The organism is Aurantimonas sp. C2-5-R2, assembly GCF_036549495.1.
GTDB lineage: Bacteria > Pseudomonadota > Alphaproteobacteria > Rhizobiales > Rhizobiaceae > Aurantimonas > Aurantimonas coralicida_A.
The window spans coordinates 147,789-168,666 of sequence record NZ_JAZHLJ010000001.1; the positions used below are offsets into that span (position 1 = coordinate 147,789).

Sequence of the window (20,878 nt, forward strand, 5' to 3'; positions counted from 1 at the left end):
CCGGCCGTTCTCAAGAGACGGCGAGCAGGCGGCCCCTTCGTGGAGGTTCGACCTCGTGCACCCAATCAGCGGCAGGAGACCGAGATGATGTATTCCAGCAAATTCGACCATCCCAAGCATGGGACCTACGCGAATCCTCAAGACGTTCTGAAAGACGACAATCTGTCGGAATCCGAAAAGCAGGCAGTGCTGGAGGAATGGGCTGCATCGCTCAAGCATATCCTCCACAACGAACCCGACGCGCCGCAGGTGAAGGCGACCAAGAAATCGCTGGACGAAGCGATCGAACGGCTCGCGGCTGGTCGAACATAAGCGGCGCCAAACTGACGCCGACGGCAGTGGTTCGTGGGTAATCAGTCTGAATGGACAGTGCCTTCCGGGCTTGCAATGTATGCGCCGGACCGGCATCTGCAGATACTGCGGGAGCGCGCCGGGTGCCCAGGCACTTCCGGCATTTCACTTCACAACCCAGGTTGCGCCCGGGCGGCAAGCTCGGCATGCCGACGGGGCACGGAAGAAGAGGGGGCTGATCATGCCGACAAGCATCAATCCGGCGACGGGCGAGACCATCGAAAAATTCGCCGAGCACACCGATCAGGACATCGATCGCGCGCTCGCCAACGCCGACAGCGCGTTTCGCGACTGGCGCACGTCGTCCTACTCCCGCCGGGCCGAGGTGTTGCTGCGAGCGGCCGATGAACTCGAACGTCGAAAAGACGAACTCGCCCGCATCGCGACGCGCGAAATGGGCAAGCGGTTGAAGGAAGCCGTGGCCGAGGTCGAAAAATGCGCCACGGCCTGCCGCTACTACGCCGAAGAAGGCGAAAAGCTTCTCGCCGACGACCATCGCTCGGGGCCGGCGAAGAAGAATTTCGTGGCCTATCTGCCGATCGGGCCGGTGCTCGCGGTGATGCCGTGGAACTTCCCCTACTGGCAGTGCTTCCGCTTCGCCGCGCCGGCGATCATGGCCGGCAATGTCGGCATCCTGAAACACGCCTCCAACGTCAGCCAATGCGCGTTGGAGATCGAGAAGATCTTTCTCGATGCGGACGCGCCACAGGGCGTCTTCCAGACGCTGCTGATTTCCTCCGGCAAGGTCGAACGCATTCTCAAGGACGACCGGATTCGCGCCGCCACGCTCACCGGCAGCGAGGGGGCCGGATCGGCCGTCGCCGCCACGGCCGGCTCACAGATCAAGACCACGGTGCTCGAACTCGGCGGCTCGGACCCGTTCATCGTCATGCCGTCGGCGGATATCGAAAAGGCGGTCGATGTCGGCGTGACGGCCCGGATGCAGAACAGCGGCCAGAGCTGCATCGCCGCCAAGCGCTTCATCGTGCACGAGGACGTCTATGAGGATTATCTCGGCCGCTACCAGGAAAAGGTCGAAGCCATCAAGCTCGGCGATCCGATGGCCGACGACACCGGCATGGGCCCGCTTGCCATGAAGGCCGGCGTCGAGGACATCGACGATCAGATCGCGCGCTCGACGAAGGCCGGCGCGAAACTCGTCACCGGCGGCAGCGCGCCGGAGGGACCGGGCTACTTCTTCCAGCCCTCGATCCTCGCAGACGTTCCAGAGGCGGCCCCCGCCTATCGCGAGGAATTGTTCGGCCCCTGCGCGATCTTCTTTAAGGTGCGGTCTATCGACGCAGCCATCGCACTCGCCAACGATTCCGAATTCGGGCTTGGCGGCTCGGTCTGGACCAACGAGGCGAAGGAGCAGGAGCGTTTCGTCCGCGACCTCGATCAGGGCGGCACCCATATCAACCGCATGACCGCCTCCGATTCGCGCCTCCCCTTCGGCGGCGTCAAAAAATCCGGCTATGGGCGCGAACTCTCCCATGAGGGCATTCACGCGTTCATGAACGCAAAGACCGTGACAATCGACTGACCTTGCGGGAGGCCGCCATTCGAATGACGGTCTCCCGCTCCAATTCAGATGCAGACGACCTGCTCCGCAGTCAGGCAAACAGCCACGAACCCAACTGGCACTGTCGATGATTTGTGTTGCAGATTTCCACACTGCCCGAAAATGCGTCACTTTTCCACAGGCAGATCGTTTGCCTCTCATGCGCAACGCGCTTAAAAATCCCGGCCCAGGCGGGGATCGGGGGCTCGGCAAAACACACACGGCGGATAGCAGCCAGAATGAGCCAACCTAACAATCGCAACATCCCGAGCAACGGCCGCGGCGAACTCGACACCATCGCGACGACGGCACTGTCACGCGGAATTCGCCAGTTGTTCGCCGATGATCCCGGGCGCTTTGCGCGCTTTTCCGCGCGTCTCGGCGACGTCGTTCTCGATTATTCGAAGACCGCCATCGACGCTAAAGCGCGCGCCGCGCTACTCGACCTGGCCCGAGAGCGCGGGGTCGAGGCACGACGGGACGCGATGTTTGCCGGCGAGCGGATCAACGAGACAGAGGACCGTTCCGTCCTCCACGTCGCGCTGCGGGGCGAGCCCAAGGATGGCTATAGAGCGGACGGCGAGCCGGTCAGCGGCGCGATCGAAGACGTGCTGCGCGCGATGGGCGCCTTCGCCGAGCGCATCCGCAACGGCGAGGTCCGCGGAGCGCACGACGGCGCCATCACCGACGTCGTCAATATCGGCATCGGCGGCTCCGATCTCGGGCCAGCCATGGCGACGCTGGCGCTCGCACCGTATCACGACGGTCCGCGCATCCATTTCGTCTCGAATGTCGATGGCGCCCACATCGCCGATACGCTCAAGAACCTCGATCCGGCGACGACGCTGATCATCGTCGCCTCGAAGACCTTCACCACCATCGAGACGATGACCAATGCCGACACGGCGCGGCGCTGGCTCGTCGCCGCGCTCGGCGAGGCGGCGGTGGCCGAGCAGTTTGCCGCCGTTTCCACCGCCCTCGACAAGGTCGCGATTTTCGGCATCCCCGAGGATCGCATCTTCGGCTTCTGGGACTGGGTCGGCGGACGCTATTCGATCTGGTCGGCGATCGGCCTGCCGCTGATGATCGCCATCGGCGCGCAGCGCTTCCGCGAATTTCTCGCCGGCGCACGCGATATCGACCAGCACTTCAAGACTGCCCCCCTCGGCGAGAATCTTCCCGTTTTGCTCGGCCTCGTCGGCTATTGGCACCGCGCGGTCTGCCACTATCCGACGCGGGCGATCATTCCCTACGATCAACGGCTCGCCCGCTTTCCGGCCTATCTCCAGCAGCTCGACATGGAATCGAACGGCAAGCGGGTGGGACTCGACGGCCAGCCGGTCGAGGTCAGCGGACCGGTCGTCTGGGGCGAACCCGGGACGAACGGTCAGCACGCGTTTTTCCAGCTTCTGCATCAGGGGACCGACGTCGTTCCGGTCGAATTCATTGTCGGCGCGCGCGCTCACGAGCCGTCCGACATGCAGACCCATCAAAACCTCCTGCTGGCGAATTGTCTGGCCCAGAGCGAGGCGCTGATGCGCGGCCGCACGCTCGACGAGGCCCGCGAGCAGTTGATCGCGGCCGGTCGAAGCGAGGCAGAGGCCGAGCAGATCGGGCCGCACCGGGTGTTTCCCGGCGAACGTCCGTCGCTGACCATCCTCTACCGGCAGCTCGATCCGGCGACGCTCGGCCGGCTGATCGCGCTCTATGAGCACCGCGTCTTCGTCGAAGCCCAGCTTTACGGCATCAATGCATTCGACCAGTGGGGCGTCGAGCTCGGCAAGGAACTGGCGATGAAACTTGTTCCGGTGGTCACCGGCGAAGCGGAGGCCGACGGCCGGGACGGCTCCACAGCCGGACTGATCACGGCGATACGCACCATGAGAGGTTCCTGATGTCCGCAACGCTCAAGACGGCCGAAGCCGCCCTCAACAGCAACGGCGCGGCGAAGCTGGAGCCGCGGCTCAACGACTCCGATACGCTGGCGCGCCAGATCGTCGAAAAGCTGACCTACTCGATCGGCAAGCACCCGGACGCAGCGCGCAAATATGACTGGCTGCGCGCCACGACGCTCGCCGTCCGCGACCGCATCATCGACCATTGGTTCGAATCCGCCGATCGGATCGCGGCCAGCAACGAAAAGCAGGTCTGCTATCTGTCGATGGAATTCCTGATCGGCCGCATGTTGCGCGACGCGATCAGCAATCTCGGGCTGACCGAACAGATCCGCGAGGCCCTCGCCCGCTATGGTGTCGAACTCGACATGGTGGAACTGCTCGAGCCGGACGCCGCGCTCGGCAATGGCGGCCTTGGCCGGCTCGCTGCCTGCTTCATGGAATCGATGGCTTCGACCGGCGTTCCCGGCTTCGGCTACGGCATTCGCTACGTCCACGGCTTCTTCCGCCAGGAGATCGCCGACGGCGCGCAGGTCGAACTGCCGGAAACCTGGCTCGTCCACGGCAATCCGTGGGAGTTCGAGCGGCGCGATTCCGCCTACGAGATCGGCTTCGGCGGCAAGGTCGTTTCGATACAGGAGCCCGGCCATCCGGCACGGCAGGTCTGGCGGCCAGCCGAGCGCGTGCTCGCCGTCGCCTTCGACACGCCGATGGTGGGCTGGCGCGGCGAACAGGTGAACACGCTGCGGCTGTGGAGCGCCCAGGCGCTCGACCCGATCCTGCTCGATGCCTTCAATTCCGGCGACCACATCGGCGCCTTGGTCGAATCCAACAAGGCCGAGGCGATCACCCGGGTGCTCTATCCCGCCGATTCGCACCAGGCCGGCCAGGAATTGCGTCTGCGGCAGGAGTATTTCTTCTCCTCCGCCTCGCTTCAGGACGTCATCAAGCGCCACCTCGAGAAGAACGAGACCCTTTCGAACCTCGCCGACAAGGTCGCGATCCAGCTCAACGATACCCACCCGGCGGTCTCCGTCGCCGAGTTGATGCGGCTGTTGATCGACGTTCACGGCTTCGAATGGAACGCCGCGTGGGAGATCACACGGGCGACCTTCTCCTACACCAACCACACCCTGCTGCCGGAAGCGCTGGAGCACTGGCCGATCCATCTGTTCGAGCGGCTGCTGCCGCGGCAGATGCAGATCATCTACGCCATCAACGCCAACATCATCCGTGCGGCCGCGCAGGACAAGGGCTTCGACGACGCCAAGATCGCCGCGATTTCGCTGGTCGACGAGGGCAACGGACGCCGCGTGCGCATGGGCCAGCTCGCCTTCGTCGGCAGCCACGCAGTGAACGGTGTCTCGGCGCTGCACACGGAGCTGATGAAGGAGACCGTCTTCCATCATCTCCACGAGCTTTACCCCGACCGGATCGAGAACAAGACCAACGGCGTGACCCCGCGGCGCTGGCTGATGCAGGCGAACCCCGACCTCACCGCCTTGATCACCGACGCGATCGGCCCCGGCTTCCTCGACGACATCGAGAAGATCCGCGAGATCGACGCGCTCGCCGACGATTCGAGCTTTCGCGAACGTTTCGCGGCGGTCAAGCGCCGCAACAAGGAGCGTCTGTCGGACCTCATCGGCGAACGGATGGCGACCAGCGTCGACCCAGACGCGATCTTCGACATCCACGTCAAGCGCATCCACGAATACAAGCGGCAGTTCCTCAACATCATCGAGGCGATCGCGCTCTACGACCAAATTCGCGCTCATCCCGAGCACAACTGGACGCCGCGGGTGAAAATCTTTGCCGGCAAGGCCGCGCCGAGCTACGCCCAGGCCAAGGAAATCATTCATCTGGCCAACGATGTCGCGCAGATGATCAATTCCGATCCCTCGGTGCGCGGCCTTTTGAAGGTCGTGTTCATCCCGAACTACAATGTCAGCCTCGCCGAGATCATCATGCCGGCGGCCGACTTGTCCGAGCAGATCTCCACCGCCGGGCTCGAGGCATCGGGCACCGGCAACATGAAGTTCGCGCTCAACGGCGCGCTGACCATCGGAACCCTCGACGGCGCCAATGTCGAGATGCTCGAGCATCTGGGCGAGGACAACATCTTCATCTTCGGCCTGACCGCCGAACAGGTGGCGGAACGCAGGCGCGAAACCCATAGCGGCCGCTCGATCATCGAGGGACAGCCGCTGCTTCGCGAGGTGCTGGACGCGATTTCCTCCGGCGTGTTCTCGCCGGACGACCCGTCCCGTTACCATTCGCTGGTGTCGAACCTCTACAACAACGACTGGTGGATGACCTGCGCCGACTTCAAGGCCTATTGGGACACACAGCGCCAGCTCGACGCCCTGTGGCAACGCCCGGACGAATGGCAGGCGAAAGCGGTCCACAACACCGCCCGCATGGGTTGGTTCTCCTCGGATCGCTCGATCCGGGAATATGCGCGCGACATCTGGAAAGCCGGTCCGAAAGGCGATCGCTAACGCCCTGACCGTCCAGCGTTCGGCGACGCTGACTTGGTGTAGCCGCTTGACCTGCATGCGCTATGTCATGCTCTCTAGAGGAACGGGAGCGGGACAAAACAGCATTCGAAGTCGGATCAAACAGATCGCGGCGAACGACGCTCGGGCCGCCCCTGCAAAAATTTGTGGGAGGAACCATGCCTGACAACAGACGCGCCGGACCGTTGGCTCGCGACACCATGGCCTATGTGCTGGCCGGCGGCCGGGGCAGCCGGCTGATGGAAATGACCGACACACGGGCCAAGCCCGCCGTCTTTTTCGGCGGCAAGACGCGCATCATCGATTTCGCGCTGTCGAACGCCATCAATTCCGGTATCCGCCGCATCGGCGTCGCCACCCAATACAAGGCGCACAGCCTGATCCGCCACTTGCAGCACGGCTGGAACTTCCTCAGGCCCGGCCGCAATGAGAGTTTCGATATCCTGCCGGCCAGCCAACGCGTCTCGGAAACACAGTGGTACGAAGGCACGGCGGACGCGGTCTATCAGAACATCGACATCATCGAGGACTACGCGCCGCGCTACATCGTCATTCTTGCTGGCGACCACATCTACAAGATGGACTACGAGATCATGCTGCAGCAGCATGTCGACAGCGGCGCTGACGTCACCGTCGGCTGTCTGGAAGTGCCGCGCATGGAAGCCGTCGCCTTCGGCGTCATGCATGTCGATGAAAACTACAAGATCACCGAATTCGTCGAGAAGCCAGCGGATCCGCCCGCGATCCCCGGCCGGCCGGACACCGCCCTCGCCTCGATGGGCATCTATGTGTTCGAGACCAATTTCCTGATGGACCAGCTGCGCCGGGACGCCGCCGATCCGAACTCCAACCGCGACTTCGGCAAGGACATCATTCCGCATATTGTCAAGCACGGCAGCGCCTACGCGCATCGCTTCAGCGCTTCGGTCGTGCGCTCGGCGGCCGAGCCCGACACCGAAGCCTATTGGCGCGACGTGGGAACCGTCGATGCGTACTGGCGGGCCAATATCGATCTCACCGACATCATCCCGCCGCTCGACATCTACGACCGCGACTGGCCGATCTGGACCTATGCCGAGATCGTGCCGCCGGCGAAGTTCGTCCATGACGAGGAGGGACGCCGTGGAATGGCGGTTTCTTCGCTGGTCTCCGGCGACTGTATCATCTCGGGCGGCATGCTGAACCGGTCACTGCTGTTCACCGGAGTGCGCCAGAGCTCCTATTCGCGTCTCGACCACGCGGTCGTCCTGCCGCAATGTCACATCGGCCGACATGCCCGGATCTCCAATGTCGTCATCGATCGCGGCGTCCATATCCCCGATGGCCTGGTGATCGGCGAGGATCCGGAGCTCGACGCCAAGCGGTTTCGGCGGACCGAGAGCGGAATCTGCCTGGTGACCAAACCAATGATCGACAGGCTGACCTACTGATGACAACCAGCGTGCTCTCCGTCGCGTCGGAGGTCTTCCCCCTGATCAAGACCGGTGGGCTCGCCGACGTCGCGGGCGCCCTGCCGCTGGCGCTGGCCGAGCACAGCTTTGCCGTCCGCACCCTGATGCCAGGTTATCCCGACGTGCTCAAACGCGTGGGGCGCGGCAAGGTCGCGTGCCGGTTCGCCAACCTGTTCGGGGGCAAGGCAGAGGTCCTCGCCGTGCGGCATGGGGGACTGGACCTTCTCATCCTCGACGCGCCGCACCTGTTCGATCGGCCTGGCGGTCCTTACGTCACCCCGGCCGGCTACGATCACCCCGACAACTGGGCGCGCTTCGCGGCGCTCTCCAAGGCCGGCGCCGCCGTTGCGCAAGGCGCGATTGCCGGTTTTTCTCCGGACATCGTGCATGCCCATGACTGGCAGGCCGCGCTTACGCCGGTCTATCTCGCGGTCTCCAACAAGCCGCGGCCGCGGACGGTGGTGACCATCCATAACCTGGCCTTTCAGGGCAATTATCCGAGCAACATCTTCGCCGATCTCGGCTTGCCGGCCACGACATGGTCGATCGAGGGCGTCGAGTATTACGGCAATGTCGGCTACCTGAAGGGCGGCCTGCACGCGGCGGACGTGGTGACCACCGTCAGCCCGACCTATGCCGAGGAGATCCTCACCCCGGAGGGCGGGATGGGGCTGGACGGGCTGCTGCGCGGGCTCGGCGACCGGCTGGTCGGGATCGTCAACGGTATCGACGTCGAGGTGTGGGACCCGCAGACCGATCCGGCGATCGCCAAGACCTACAGCGCCCGCTCGCCCAAGGCCCGCAGTCACAACAAGCGGGCGCTGGAGGGCGAGTTCGGCCTCAGACGCGACGATGGTCCGATCTTCGCCGTGGTCAGCCGCCTGACCTGGCAGAAGGGTCTCGATCTCGTCGCCGACGTCTGCGACGATCTGGTCGAACGCGGCATCCGCCTCGTCGTCGTCGGTTCGGGCGACCAGATGATCGAGGGACAATTCCTGGCCGCCCATGCCCGGCATCCGGACCGGGTGGGGGTGAGAATCGGCTATGACGAGACGCTGTCGCACCGGGTGCAGGCCGGGGCCGACGCCATCCTCATCCCATCCCGGTTCGAACCCTGCGGTCTCACCCAGCTCTACGGGCTGCGCTATGGCTGCATTCCCATCGTCACAAAGGTCGGCGGACTCGCCGACACGGTGATCGACGCGAACTACGCCGCCGCCAGCGCCGGTGTGGCGACCGGCATCATCTTCTCACCGCCTTCGGCTCCGGCGCTGGTCGAAGCGGCCGAGCGCGCGCATCGCCTCTATGACGATGGCAAGCGCTGGCGGGACATGCAAATCTGCGCCATGAACGCGGATGTATCCTGGCGCACCAGCGCCCGGCTCTATGCCGATCTCTACCGCGATCTCATCAAGGAATAGGCCCGCCATGATCGAAACGATCGCGACCCAGCCCTATGACGACCAGAAACCCGGCACGTCGGGTCTGCGCAAGAAGGTGGCGCATTTCAAGAAGCCGCATTACGCCGCCAATTTCATCCAGGCAATCTTCGACGCCGCGGGAAGCGGCGATGGCGAAAGCCTCGTCATCGGCGGCGACGGACGCTACTACAACCGCGAGGTAATCCTCACCGCGATCCGGATGGCCGCTGCGAACGGCTACGGCCGCGTGATCGTCGGGCGGGACGGCATCCTGTCGACGCCGGCCGCCTCGCATCTGATCCGCAAGCGCGGCGCCTCGGGCGGCATCATCCTGTCGGCGAGCCACAATCCGGGCGGTCCGAAGGGCGATTTCGGCATCAAGTACAACATCGCCAATGGTGGCCCGGCTCCCGAAGCGGTGACCGAGGCGATTTTCGAAAAGACCAGGACGATCTCGCGCTATCGCGTGTGGACCGAAACCGCTCCGAACATCTCCCATCTCGGCGAGACCCGACTCGGCGACATGGTGGTCGAGGTAGTCGACCCGGTCGCCGACTATGCGGAATTGATGGAGACGCTGTTCGACTTCGGCAAGATTCGCGACCTGATCGCTTCCGGTTTCACTCTGCGCTTCGACGCGATGCATGCGGTCACCGGTCCCTATGCCAGGGAGATCATCGAAAACCGCCTCGGCGCGCCGGTGGGAACGGTCATCAACGGCGAGCCGAAGGAGGATTTCGGCGGGGGTCATCCGGACCCCAACGCGGTTCATGCGGCGGCACTGATCAACGAGATGATGGCGCCGGACGGCCCGGATTTCGGCGCCGCCTCGGACGGCGACGGCGACCGCAACCTGATCATCGGCAAGGACATTCTCGTCACGCCGTCGGATTCGCTGGCGATTCTGGCCGCCAACGCCCATCTGGCGCCCGGCTACGCCAAGGGCATTGTCGGAATCGCGCGGTCAATGCCGACCAGCCAGGCCGCCGATCGGGTGGCGAAGAAGCGCGGCGTCGATCTTTACGAGACGCCGACCGGCTGGAAGTTCTTCGGCACGCTGCTCGACGCCGGCAAGGTGACCATCTGCGGCGAGGAGAGCGCCGGCACCGGCTCCGACCATGTGCGCGAGAAGGACGGCCTGTGGGCCGTGCTCTTATGGCTCAACATTCTCGCCGAGCGGCGCGAGAGCGTGAAGGCGATCGTCGAGAGCCATTGGGCGGAATTCGGCCGCACCTTCTATCAGCGCCACGACTATGAGGAGATCGACGCCAGGGCGGCGCGCGGCCTGATGGAATCGCTGCATGACCGGCTCGCCTCGATGGCCGGGCAGCGCTTCGGCACGCTCGTCGTCTCCGAAGCCGACGATTTCTCCTACAAGGATCCGATCGACGGCTCGGTCGCCACCGGCCAGGGCGTGAGGATCGTCTTTTCCGGCGGCTCGCGCATCGTCTACCGCCTGTCGGGCACCGGCACGAAGGGCGCGACGCTGCGGGTCTATATCGAGCGCTACGAGCCGGACGCGGCCAAACATGCTATCGCACCGAAAGAGGCACTGGCGGAACTGATCGACACCGCCGATGTTATCGGAGAGATCAAGAACCGTACGGGCCGGTCCCACCCGGACGTCATCACCTGACCAAGAGGCTCAATGAGCAACACCATCACAGCCGAGCGCGGCGCTCCCGCATCGCTCGGTGCGACGATTGACGACGGCGGCGTGCATTTCGCCGTCTATTCCGAGAATGCCGACGAGATTCATGTCTGCCTTTTCGATGAGGGCGGCACCCAGGAAACCGACCGCATCCCGCTTCCCGGGCGCGATGGTGGCACTCGGTTCGGCTTTGTGCCGGGCCTGGCCGCCGGCACCCGCTATGGCCTGCGCGCCGTCGGACCCTACAAGCCTGAGGAAGGCCACCGCTTCGACTATTCGAAATTCCTGGTCGACCCTTATGCGGTGCAGCTCGACCGGCCGTTCACCTACCGCCCGGCGCTGACCGCCCCGCCCGAACGCCAGATCGACAGCGCTCCGTTCCTGCCGCGGGCCATTGTCACCGCGCCGGACCGCGACGCCAAGCCGCTCCCCTTCGCCAACCCGGGCTTCACCTACGAACTCCTGGTCCGCGCCTATTCTCAGCGGCACCCTGACGTGCCGGCGGAAATTCGCGGCACTGTCGCGGCGCTGGCCGAGCCATACTTCCTCGATCACTTGCAGAAGGTCGGCATTGACACGGTCGAACTGATGCCGCTCGCCGCTTGGATCGACGAGGGACACCTCCTCAGTCTTAACCTGACCAATGCCTGGGGCTACAATCCGATCACCCACATGGCGCCGGACCCGCGCCTCGCCCCCGGCGGATTCGCCGAAATCCGCAAGGTCGTCGAGGCGATGCACGCGCGCGGTATCCGGGTTCTCCTCGACGTCGTCTTCAACCACTCCGGCGAAGGCTCCGAGGAAGGGCCGACGATCTGCTATCGCGGCCTCGACAATCTGCTCTACTACCGCCATCCCGAGGGTGAGCCGGAGTTCATGCTGAACGACACCGGCACCGGCAACACCATGGCGACTCACAAGGAACCGGTGGCCCGGATGTTCATCGACGTCTTGCGAACCTGGGTTCAGGCGACCGGCATCGACGGCTTCCGCTACGATCTCGGCACGGTGCTCGGCCGCCTGCCGGACGGGTTCTCCCACGACGCGCCGTTCTTCAAGATGATTGAAAAAGACGACGTGCTGAAGGATCGCATCCATGTCGGCGAACCGTGGGACGTCGGTCCCGGCGGCTATCAGGTCGGCAATTTCCCCAAGCCTTGGTTCGAGTGGCAGGACAAGTTCCGCGACGACGTCCGCAAGTTCTGGAAGGGCGAGGCCGGCATGATCGGGGCGCTGGCGACGCGGCTTGCCGGCTCCGCCGACCTCTACAATCACGACGGCCGGCTGCCTTCGGCGGGCGTCAATTTCATCGCCGCCCATGACGGCTTCACCCTCGCCGACATCGCCATGTACGAGGACAAACACAACGAGGCCAATGGCGAGGACAATCGCGACGGCCACAACGACAATCACTCCTGGAACAACGGTGTCGAGGGCGAAACCGACGATCCGGCGATCATCGACGCGCGCGGCAAGGACATCCGGGCGATGCTGGCGACGCTGCTGGTCGCGCGCGGCACGCCGATGATCGTCGCCGGCGACGAGTTCGGCCGCACCCAGGGCGGCAACAACAACGGTTATGCCCAGGACAACGAGATTACCTGGCTCGACTGGGACAACGCCGACGAGGGCTTGATCGAATTCACCGGCAAGCTGGCCAAACTGCGCCGTGAGCACCCGGCGCTCAATGCCGATCGCTTTCTGACCGGCGAACTGGTCGAAGGCGGCGATGTCGAGGACGTGATCTGGTTGCGGGAAGACGGCCACGCCATGGAAGACGACGACTGGAATGATCCGGAGCGTCGCTTCGTCGGCATGTCGGTCTATTCGCCGAAGACCGAAGCCGACAGCGAAAGCGAGCGGGCGGTGATCTACGTCAACGGCACCCAAGAGGATGTTGCGGTGACGCTGCCCGAGCCACGCGAGGGCCATGTCTACTGCCTGCAGATCCAGTCGGATTGGCCGCAGCTCGAACCGCGCCGGATCGATCACGCCGACGGCGTCGTGGTGCAGTCGCGCTCGGTCTTCATCATGCTGGAAGAACGGGACGACGGCGAGGCCTGAGCCTTCGTCCACAGGCCGGCGGGCGCACCGGTTTGCCCCAAAAGCAACGAGACGGTACTAGGAAGGGAGCGTCGGCGCGGGCCGGCGCTCCCTTTTCCACGCCCCGAACCCGGCCGGTTGCAGACCATGCCCATCCGCCAGCTATCCGATGCCCTGATCGACCAGATCGCCGCTGGCGAAGTGGTCGAGCGGCCGGCGAGCGTCGTCAAGGAACTGGTCGAGAACGCGCTGGATGCCGGTGCAAGGCGCATCGAGATCGCGACCGCCGGCGGTGGCAAGAATCTGATCCGGGTGAGCGACGACGGCTGCGGCATTCCGGCGGGCGAACTGCCGCTCGCGGTGCGCCGGCACTGCACCTCCAAACTGGCCGGCGGCCTCGATGCCATCGACACGCTCGGCTTTCGCGGCGAGGCGCTGCCTTCGATCGGCTCGGTCGCGCGCCTCTCTTTGAAGTCCCGCGCCGCCGGCGCCGCCGAGGCGCATGAGATCACCGTCGATGGCGGCCGCCTGGACGGCCCACGGCCGACGGCCCTGTCAAAGGGAACCGTGATCGAGGTTCGCGATCTTTTCCACGCGGTTCCGGCGCGGTTGAAATTCCTCAAGAGCGACCGGGCGGAAGGCGCCGCGATCACCGAGATCGTCCGCCGTATCGCCATCGCCTTCCCCGAGGTGCGGTTCGAGCTGGCCGGTCCCGACCGCAGCCGCACGATCTTCGAGGCGGTGTCGCACGCCGACCGGATTCATCGCATCTCTGCCGTCGTCGGCGCCGAGTTCGGCGACAATGCGATTGCCATCGACGCCGTGCGCGAGGAGGTCCGGCTTGAGGGCTTCGCCGGGCTTCCGACTTTCAATCGCGGCAACGGGTTGGCGCAGTTCTTCTACGTCAATGGCCGGCCGGTGCGCGACAAGATGCTGCTGTCGGCGCTGCGGGGTGCCTATGCTGACGTTTTGGCGAAGGACCGCCACCCGATCGCGGTGTTGTTCCTGACGCTCGACCCGGCGCTTGTCGACGTCAATGTGCATCCGGCGAAGGCAGACGTGCGCTTCCGCGATCCCGGCCTGGTGCGCGGCCTTGTCGTCGGGTCTATCCGCCAAGCCTTTACCGAGGCGGGCTTGCGGTCCTCGACCGCCAACGCTTCCGGCCTGATGGCGCGCTTCCGGCCGGACGGCGCCGCGGCGGCGCCCTCCGCACGACGTTTCGAGGGCTTCGCCCCCGGCGGCTTCGCGGCGCCGCGACAGGCGGCCTACGACGTCGGCGCATCGCCCTTCCGCCCGCTCAATGGCGCCGTCGGCGCAGCGACGCTGGAGCGTTCCGGGGCCGAAGCGGCTTTCGAGCAGGATACCTCTGAGGAATCGTCGCAACGCCCCCCCGTCGGCAACGATGCCGCGAGCGAGGCGCGCGATCACCCGCTCGGCGCGGCCAAGGCGCAGTTCCACAGCAACTTCATCGTCGCCGAGACCGAGGACGGCATCGTCATCGTCGACCAGCACGCGGCGCACGAACGGCTGGTCTACGAAGCGCTGAAGACGGCGCTGCACGGCCGCCCCCTTCCCGCCCAGATGCTGCTGATCCCGGAAATCGTCGATCTGCCCGAGGACGACGCGGATCGCCTGGCCGACAACGCCGCAACCTTCGCACAGCTCGGCCTCGGCATCGAGCGCTTCGGACCGGGCGCCGTTGCGGTGCGCGAGACGCCGGCAATCCTCGGCCGGGTCGATTGCCAACGGCTGGTCCGCGACCTGGCGGACGAACTGGCCGAGTTCGGCACTGCCGATACGGTTCGCGGCCGGATCGACCATGTCGCGGCGACGATCGCCTGCCACGGCTCGGTGCGGTCCGGGCGAAACCTGAAGCCGGACGAGATGAATGCCCTGTTGCGCGACATGGAGACCACGCCGGGTTCCGGCCAATGCAATCACGGCCGCCCCACCTTCATCGAGTTGAAGCTCGCCGACATCGAGAAGATGTTCGGGCGGCGTTAGAGCATCGGACGATAACGAAGCCCGTCGCAAAGTTTGACGCGCCCACGGCAGCGAATTAGGGAAGTGCGCAAAGGTCCCGGAACCCAGCCGGTGGACCGCAGCAGCATTTCGGAGATAGCGATGAACCGCATGGAGAGCGGCGGCGAAGCCAAGCTCAAATACGGCACGCCGGATTTTCAGGTCATCACGCCGGGCGCCTATGTGCGCTGCGCCGTCACTGGCGAGGCGATTCCGCTCGACCTCCTGCGTTATTGGAGCGTGGAGCGGCAGGAGGCCTATATCGACGGCGAGGCCTCGTTCCGGCGGGAGATGGAGGCTGGCGGCGGAAAACGCTGAAACCGCTTTCGGGGGAAATCCTACCTGAACTTGCGGCGCCGGAACGCCAGCTGGGTGTCGCGGACGATCCGCGCGCCGAGGCTGTCCGGTTCGAAGCGCAGATCGACGTCGAGCACCTCGCATTCCTTGAAGAAAAGCTGCTGCGTGGCCGTTCCCGTCGCCAACCGCACCGCGTCCTTGCGGGTCGTGACCAATTGCAATCCTGATCGCCAGGCAGCGGCGGACAATTCGTCCATGTCGCCTTTTGAAAAAACATGGTGATCGGGAAAGTCGCGGGTCTCGACGATGCCGGCGCCGAGCGCGGCAAGGCTGGCGTAGAACTTCGTCGGATCGGCGATACCGGCAAAGGCGAGCACCCGCATGCCGCCGAACCGATCGCCGTCACGCGGCTCCAACGCGGCCTCGAAGACCGGCTTGTTGGCTCGAGCCGTCCGCCGGATCACCGCGTCGCCGCCGTCGCCCTGACCAACCACGAGCAGGGCGTCCGCCAAACGGATCTGGTCGATGACCGGCGCCCGCACCGGTCCCGCCGGGATGACGGCACCGTTGCCGAGTCCGCGCCGCGCGTCGATCACGATGAGCGCGTAATCGATCCACAGGCGCGAACTTTGGAACCCGTCATCCATGATGATGAAGTTGACGCCATGCTCGCGCTTCAAAAGCGCCGCCGCCTGTTTGCGATCAACCGCCACAGCAGTGGGCGCGACGGTTGCGAGCAGCAGCGGCTCATCACCGACCTCGCCCGCCGAGTGGTGCTCCGGGTCGACCGCGACCGCGCCACGGCCCGATCGGCCATGACCGCGTGAGACGAAACCGGGCCGAAGGCCCGCCGCCTTCGCCGCCCGGCCAAGCGCCATCGCGGTCGGCGTCTTGCCGCCGCCGCCGACGGTGAAATTGCCAACGCACAAAACCGGCACATCGATGTCGGCACGCTCGCCGCGCTCCAGATTGCGCCGGGCGACGCGCCCGTAGATCATCGCCGCCGGTGCGAGAAGTCGCGTCGGCCACGAGCGCGCCCGCCACCAGAAAGGCGGGGTTTCCTGCAGCATCATCGCGGCATTGCGGGCCGGCAACGGCGCGCGAGACTGATCGACAGCTTCAGCGGATGCAGGAAGGGATGGAGGGCCTGCAGCGTGCGGGGAAGCGCGCCGCGCATTTCCTCGACGGTCGCCGCCGCGGCCGCCGCCATGTCGGCCAACCGCTCGGGCTCGCGAAGCAGTTGGTCGACATGGGACGCCAGAGACTCCTCATCACGCACGATCCGCGCGCCGCCGTTCTTCAGGAGGCGCTGATAGGCATCGCGGAAGTTCTGGACAAATCGACCGGAGAGGACCGCTGTCCCGAGCATAGCCGCCTCGAGTGGGTTCTGGCCGCCCTGCCCGGTGATCGACTTGCCGAGAAAGGCGATGTCCGTCAGCCGCAGATACAATCCCATCTCGCCCATGGTGTCGCCGAGCAGGATATCCGTCGTCTCGTCCGGCTGCTCGCCTCGACTGCGCCGCGCCACCTTGAAGCCCTGTTCCAGCAACGCCTGCTCGATCTCGTCGCCGCGATCGACGTGCCGCGGCACGATGATGGTGAGGAGACCGGGATGGCGCTGCGCGAGCGAGCGATGCACGTCCCCGGCCAGCGCTTCCTCGCCGGGATGGGTGGAAAGCGCCGCCCATCGGGGTCGGCGCCCGAGGACCCGTTGCAGTTCGGCAAGCGCCGATTCGGAGCTCGGGGGCGGGCCGACATCGGCTTTCAGATTGCCGGCGACAGTGACCGCCCGGGCTCCGAGGAGACGAAAGCGCTCGCCGTCGACATCCGACTGGGCGACGACATGCGCAAGATTCTCCAACAGCGCTTCCGCCAGCCAGGGGGCCGACTTCCAGCGCTTGAAAGACCTGTCCGAAAGGCGCGCGTTGACCAGGACCTGCGGAATGCGGCGCCGGCCGAGCTCCAGCATGGTCATCGGCCAGATTTCGCTCTCGGCCACGATGGCCACGTCGGGACGCCAATGATCCAGAAACCGCGCCAAGGTGGGCTTCATGTCGAGCGGCACATATTGGTGGATGGCACAGTCGGCGAGGTTGTCGTGGACGAAATGCGCCGAAGTCATCGTGCCGGTGGTCATGACGACATTGATGCCATGGGCTGCTATCTCGCGGACCAGCGGGGCTACCGCCGCGCTCTCGCCGACGCTCGCCGCGTGCATCCATAAAAGCGGCCCGTTATCCGGCCGCTCGATGCTGGCATAGCCATAACGCTCGCGCCGCCGTGCCGGGTCCTCCTTACCGCGCGAAATGCGGTAGCCGACATAGGGGCCGAGCATCGGATAGGCGAGCGATCCGGCGAGACGATATGCCGCAAGCGCCGTGCGGGCGAGCGCGTCGCTCACGGCGCATCTCGCACAAGCCGCTCGGCCGCCTCGTTCGCAGCTTCGATCGCCTGGGTGATCTCGCGTCGCTTGCTTTCCATCATGACATCGTCGGCATCGGCGGGAACGGAGATCGGTTTTCCTACGACCACGGCCATACGTCCGAATGGAAGCGGAACCGTGGTCTTGTCCCACGAACTCGAAACGACATAGCGGCTGCTGGTCACCGCAGCCGAGGGAAGCACCGGACGCCCGGTGATGCGGGCCAATGTCACGATGCCGAGACCGGCCTTTCGCGGCGTTCCCTTCGGCACGTCGGCGATCATGCAGACGCCAAAGCCGCCCGCGAGGAAGCGGCGCAGGGCGATCAGCGCACGGGCTCCGCCTTTTTGCGCACCGACCGTCCCGGCGCGGCCACCGGATCCGCGCACCGTCGCGATGCCGAACCGCTCGACGACGGTCGCGTTGATTTCCGCGTCGGCGCTGCGCGACAGCAGTGCCACATAGGGCAATTTAGGCGGCCGGAAGAACGGCGCGAGCAGGTGCTGTCCATGCCACAGACCGACGATGGCCGGATGTTCCTCGTCGAGAATCCTCTCCCAATCGGAGGAACCCGGAGCCTCTTTCTGGGTCGCGCGCACGAAGCACAGGCCTCGGTAGATAGCGGCCCCGGCCAGGACCGTGGCGACCCGGCTGCGAAGCACATCGCGCCCGATACGACGCCAGCGTCTCCGCCACCCCTGAAGCCAGGACCGCTTCAAGGGTGCCGCGTTGCCGGCCGTCTCGTCGGCCATGGTTTCATCCGACATGGTGATGCGTACCGAGAGGGTGGAAGTGATGGTTCACGCATTTTCCGGATTCAGGAGACGGTGCATGTGAACGATGAAGTAGCGCACGGCCGCATTGTCGACAGTCTGCTGCGCCCTGCCCCGCCAAGCCGCGAGGGCCGACGCGTAATCGGGGAAGATTCCGACGATATCAAGGCTTCCGAGATCCTTGAAATCCACGCTCTGAAGGTCCTTCAACTCGCCACCGAACACCAGGTGCAGCAGTTGCTTGGGCTCTTGCTCTTCCATTAAAATCGAATCCTCGTTGCTCGGTCCGCCGAGCGAGATCAATCGGGAATGGCTCTCGTCAGCTGTCTGACACGCGCCATAGCATCATGTGATGCAGCCATCAAAAGGCCATGCCTCCTGCCCTCGCTTCTGTAAAGCGCGGGCGCCCCGCCACGATCGCACAAAAGCCCGCCGGCCCTCTCTATAAGAAGGTCCGCAGCCGCGATATCCCAGTCGTTGGCACGGGGACGGATCAACGTCCCGTCGAGCCGACCCGAGGCCACGAGAGCCAGACGATAGGCGAGCGAGGGAACCGCTTTTTCCGCCAAGATGGGCTCGCCGCCGGCCGCGTCAAGCCGCTTGCGCATGGCATCGGGAACCGCGAGGCGAAGCCGATCGCCGGCGCCAGGGCGACTCACGGAGCAGACGGCTCCGTTTAGACGCGTTGACGAATCGGCCGTCACTTCAAAAAGCTCGCCAAGCGCCGGGGCGGCGATGACGCCGATCACCGGGCGGCCTCGCTCGATGATGGCGATCGAGACGCACCATGTGTCCTCGCCGCGCAGATAGGCACGGGTGCCGTCGATTGGATCGACGACGAAGAAGCGGTCGGCCTCCACTTCCCGAATCTCGGGCTGCTCCATCTCCTCCGAGACCCAGCCATAGGATGGCCGTGCGCCGACCAGCGCATCCTTCAGGAAGGCATCGACGGCGACGTCTGCCTCGCTGACCGGTGAATTGCCCTCCTTCCACCACACCCTCGGATCGCGCCGAAAGAAGCGCATGGCGACCGCGCCAGCCTCCATTGCGGCGGTTTTCACCAGTTCGAGATCGTCGCGCGTGCCGGTCAAGTCAGCGCCCCGCCACCATCATCGACTCGATGCGAAGCGTCGGCGCCACGATGGAGAACCGCTCGTCGAGATCGTCCGCGGCGACGAGCGAGGCCAGCATATCGCACAGATTTCCGGCGATGGTCAGCTCCGATACCGGCGTGGTGATCTCGCCATTCTCGATCAGAAAGCCCGAAGCGCCGCGGCTGTAGTCTCCGGTGACGAGATTGGTGCCGTGGCCGATCAGCTCGTCGATATAAAGCCCCCGCCCCGTCTCGCGGACGAGTTCGGCCGGTGTCATGGCGCCCGGCGAGACGAGCACGTTCGTCGCGGACGGCGAGACGCCGCCCGATGAACGGTTGGCACGGCCGTTGGTCTCCCGGTCGAGTTCCTTGGCTGTCGCGGAGTCGAGAATCCAGTTCACGAGGACACCGTTCTCGACCAGCGCCATTGCCTCGCCGCGTACGCCCTCGCCGTCGAAGGAACGCGAGCCGGGTCGTCGCGGCAACAGCGGATCGTCCATGATGGTGAATGTCGCCGGAAGAATTCGTTCACCCATCCGGTCCTTGAGGAAACTGGTCTTGCGCGCGATCGCCGAACCATTGATCGCCGACACGATGCTGCCGATGAGACCGCGGGCGATGCGTGGATCGAAGATCACCGGATAGCGCCCGGTGGCAACGGTCCCGGGATCAAGCCGCCGCACGGCGCGATCGCCGGCGCTCCGGCCGATCGCTTCCGGCGCCGTCAGATCGGCGGAGTGGATGCGCGAATCGAAATCGTAATCGCGCTGCATCTTCACGCCCTCGCCGGCGATGACGCTGACCGAGCGGGAAAATCCCGAGCGCATACGGTGACCGGCAAAACCGGAGGAGGTGGCAAGGACCAACCCCGACGAGCCGGCCGACACCGAGGCGCCCCCCGAATTGGTCACGCCTTCGACGGCGCGCGCCGCCTCTTCCATGGCGAGCGCCTGCTCGACCATCGTCCGGCTGTCGAGATCCGATGCGTCAAACTGGTCGAGATCGAGCGCGTCGTGCGCCAGCCGTAGCGGATCGGCAAGCCCCGCGAAGGCGTCCTCCGGCGAGACCTTGGCCATCGCCACGGCACGCTCGGCGAGCTGCTGGGCATCGGCGTGGATGTCCGCCGAGACGGTCGCCACGCGGCGGCCGACGAAGACGCGAAGCGACATATCCTCGCTCTCGGCGCTTTCGGTTTCCTCGACCTTGCCGAGCCGAACCGAGACAGAGCGCCCGAAGGAGCGGACTACCGCCACGTCGCAGGCAGCCACCCCCGCCTTGCGGGCGGTCTCGATGAGCCGCTCGGCGGTCGCCAAGAGCCGCGTCGTATCGTCGTGCATGATGTCGCCCGCTGGTTTTCGTTCAGGAACCATCTATTGTGC

At 65.3% G+C, this 20,878-nt stretch carries 16 protein-coding genes; 10 read left to right on the forward strand and 6 right to left on the reverse strand.

What is annotated here, in order from left to right:
* The first annotated feature begins 84 nt into the window (after positions 1–84).
* The 10 genes from VQ044_RS00705 (at position 85) to VQ044_RS00750 (ending at position 15,232) form a co-directional block, all read left to right on the forward strand.
* Entirely contained in the window at positions 85–312 is a 228-nt protein-coding gene (locus VQ044_RS00705; protein ID WP_327645054.1) for a hypothetical protein, read from the forward strand.
* A gap of 220 nt (positions 313–532) precedes the next feature.
* On the forward strand, positions 533–1,894 hold the full coding sequence (locus VQ044_RS00710; protein WP_327645055.1) for an NAD-dependent succinate-semialdehyde dehydrogenase: 1,362 nt from the start codon (positions 533–535) through the stop codon (positions 1,892–1,894).
* Positions 1,895–2,151: 257 nt separating this feature from the next.
* Positions 2,152–3,807, forward strand: a complete 1,656-nt coding sequence (gene pgi / locus VQ044_RS00715) for a glucose-6-phosphate isomerase (protein ID WP_327645058.1) — start codon at positions 2,152–2,154, stop codon at positions 3,805–3,807.
* Positions 3,807–6,308 carry a glycogen/starch/alpha-glucan phosphorylase gene (locus VQ044_RS00720; RefSeq protein WP_327645059.1) on the forward strand — a complete coding sequence of 834 codons (2,502 nt, stop codon included), beginning with the start codon at positions 3,807–3,809 and terminating at the stop codon, positions 6,306–6,308. Before pgi ends, VQ044_RS00720 begins: the two co-directional genes overlap by 1 nt.
* Positions 6,309–6,484: 176 nt before the next feature.
* Positions 6,485–7,756 (forward strand): glucose-1-phosphate adenylyltransferase, encoded by a 1,272-nt coding sequence (glgC, locus tag VQ044_RS00725; RefSeq protein ID WP_327645060.1) that lies wholly within the window; start codon positions 6,485–6,487, stop codon positions 7,754–7,756.
* Positions 7,756–9,198: a glycogen synthase GlgA gene (gene glgA, locus VQ044_RS00730; protein ID WP_327645062.1), complete on the forward strand. Its 1,443-nt coding sequence runs from the start codon at positions 7,756–7,758 to the stop codon at positions 9,196–9,198. The genes glgC and glgA overlap by 1 nt, the downstream gene beginning before the upstream one ends.
* 7 nt (positions 9,199–9,205) lie before the next feature.
* The gene (locus VQ044_RS00735) at positions 9,206–10,834 is read left to right on the forward strand and encodes an alpha-D-glucose phosphate-specific phosphoglucomutase (RefSeq protein WP_327645063.1); all 1,629 of its coding nucleotides are present in this window, start codon (positions 9,206–9,208) and stop codon (positions 10,832–10,834) included.
* A gap of 12 nt (positions 10,835–10,846) precedes the next feature.
* Positions 10,847–12,913: a glycogen debranching protein GlgX gene (glgX, locus tag VQ044_RS00740; RefSeq protein WP_327645064.1), complete on the forward strand. Its 2,067-nt coding sequence runs from the start codon at positions 10,847–10,849 to the stop codon at positions 12,911–12,913.
* A 126-nt stretch (positions 12,914–13,039) separates the two neighbouring features.
* Positions 13,040–14,896: a DNA mismatch repair endonuclease MutL gene (gene mutL / locus VQ044_RS00745; protein ID WP_327645066.1), complete on the forward strand. Its 1,857-nt coding sequence runs from the start codon at positions 13,040–13,042 to the stop codon at positions 14,894–14,896.
* A 120-nt stretch (positions 14,897–15,016) separates the two neighbouring features.
* Complete coding sequence (locus tag VQ044_RS00750) at positions 15,017–15,232, forward strand: DUF2093 domain-containing protein (RefSeq protein ID WP_327645069.1); 216 nt, start codon at positions 15,017–15,019, stop codon at positions 15,230–15,232.
* Positions 15,233–15,252: 20 nt separating this feature from the next.
* Here the strand turns inward: VQ044_RS00750 and lpxK are convergent, their stop codons facing one another.
* The 6 genes from lpxK to VQ044_RS00780 are packed head-to-tail and all read right to left on the reverse strand — an operon-like array spanning position 15,253 to position 20,836.
* Complete coding sequence (lpxK, locus tag VQ044_RS00755; protein WP_327650731.1) at positions 15,253–16,305, reverse strand: tetraacyldisaccharide 4'-kinase; 1,053 nt, start codon at positions 16,303–16,305, stop codon at positions 15,253–15,255.
* Positions 16,281–17,612: a lipid IV(A) 3-deoxy-D-manno-octulosonic acid transferase gene (waaA, locus tag VQ044_RS00760; protein WP_327645073.1), complete on the reverse strand. Its 1,332-nt coding sequence runs from the start codon at positions 17,610–17,612 to the stop codon at positions 16,281–16,283. Before waaA ends, lpxK begins: the two co-directional genes overlap by 25 nt.
* Positions 17,609–18,385, reverse strand: coding sequence for a lysophospholipid acyltransferase family protein (locus VQ044_RS00765; protein WP_327622432.1), 777 nt, complete (start codon positions 18,383–18,385; stop codon positions 17,609–17,611). Before VQ044_RS00765 ends, waaA begins: the two co-directional genes overlap by 4 nt.
* A gap of 48 nt (positions 18,386–18,433) precedes the next feature.
* Positions 18,434–18,667, reverse strand: coding sequence for a DUF4170 domain-containing protein (locus tag VQ044_RS00770; protein WP_327645145.1), 234 nt, complete (start codon positions 18,665–18,667; stop codon positions 18,434–18,436).
* Positions 18,668–18,705: 38 nt separating this feature from the next.
* Positions 18,706–19,497, reverse strand: coding sequence for a 3'(2'),5'-bisphosphate nucleotidase CysQ (locus VQ044_RS00775; RefSeq protein WP_327645074.1), 792 nt, complete (start codon positions 19,495–19,497; stop codon positions 18,706–18,708).
* A 1-nt stretch (position 19,498) separates the two neighbouring features.
* Positions 19,499–20,836 carry a TldD/PmbA family protein gene (locus VQ044_RS00780; RefSeq protein ID WP_327645075.1) on the reverse strand — a complete coding sequence of 446 codons (1,338 nt, stop codon included), beginning with the start codon at positions 20,834–20,836 and terminating at the stop codon, positions 19,499–19,501.
* Positions 20,837–20,878 lie beyond the last annotated feature (42 nt).

What these genes read in the sequence shown, in the direction of transcription:
- VQ044_RS00705 (WP_327645054.1), top strand. Translation starts at nt 85, where the DNA reads ATGATGTATTCCAGCAAATTCGACCATCCCAAGCATGGGACCTACGCG.
- mutL (WP_327645066.1), top strand. Translation starts at nt 13,040, where the DNA reads ATGCCCATCCGCCAGCTATCCGATGCCCTGATCGACCAGATCGCCGCT.
- VQ044_RS00720 (WP_327645059.1), top strand. Translation starts at nt 3,807, where the DNA reads ATGTCCGCAACGCTCAAGACGGCCGAAGCCGCCCTCAACAGCAACGGC.
- VQ044_RS00710 (WP_327645055.1), top strand. Translation starts at nt 533, where the DNA reads ATGCCGACAAGCATCAATCCGGCGACGGGCGAGACCATCGAAAAATTC.
- VQ044_RS00765 (WP_327622432.1), bottom strand. Translation starts at nt 18,385, where the DNA reads ATGGCCGACGAGACGGCCGGCAACGCGGCACCCTTGAAGCGGTCCTGG.
- VQ044_RS00770 (WP_327645145.1), bottom strand. Translation starts at nt 18,667, where the DNA reads ATGGAAGAGCAAGAGCCCAAGCAACTGCTGCACCTGGTGTTCGGTGGC.
- glgX (WP_327645064.1), top strand. Translation starts at nt 10,847, where the DNA reads ATGAGCAACACCATCACAGCCGAGCGCGGCGCTCCCGCATCGCTCGGT.
- VQ044_RS00750 (WP_327645069.1), top strand. Translation starts at nt 15,017, where the DNA reads ATGAACCGCATGGAGAGCGGCGGCGAAGCCAAGCTCAAATACGGCACG.
- glgA (WP_327645062.1), top strand. Translation starts at nt 7,756, where the DNA reads ATGACAACCAGCGTGCTCTCCGTCGCGTCGGAGGTCTTCCCCCTGATC.
- glgC (WP_327645060.1), top strand. Translation starts at nt 6,485, where the DNA reads ATGCCTGACAACAGACGCGCCGGACCGTTGGCTCGCGACACCATGGCC.
- pgi (WP_327645058.1), top strand. Translation starts at nt 2,152, where the DNA reads ATGAGCCAACCTAACAATCGCAACATCCCGAGCAACGGCCGCGGCGAA.
- VQ044_RS00780 (WP_327645075.1), bottom strand. Translation starts at nt 20,836, where the DNA reads ATGCACGACGATACGACGCGGCTCTTGGCGACCGCCGAGCGGCTCATC.
- VQ044_RS00735 (WP_327645063.1), top strand. Translation starts at nt 9,206, where the DNA reads ATGATCGAAACGATCGCGACCCAGCCCTATGACGACCAGAAACCCGGC.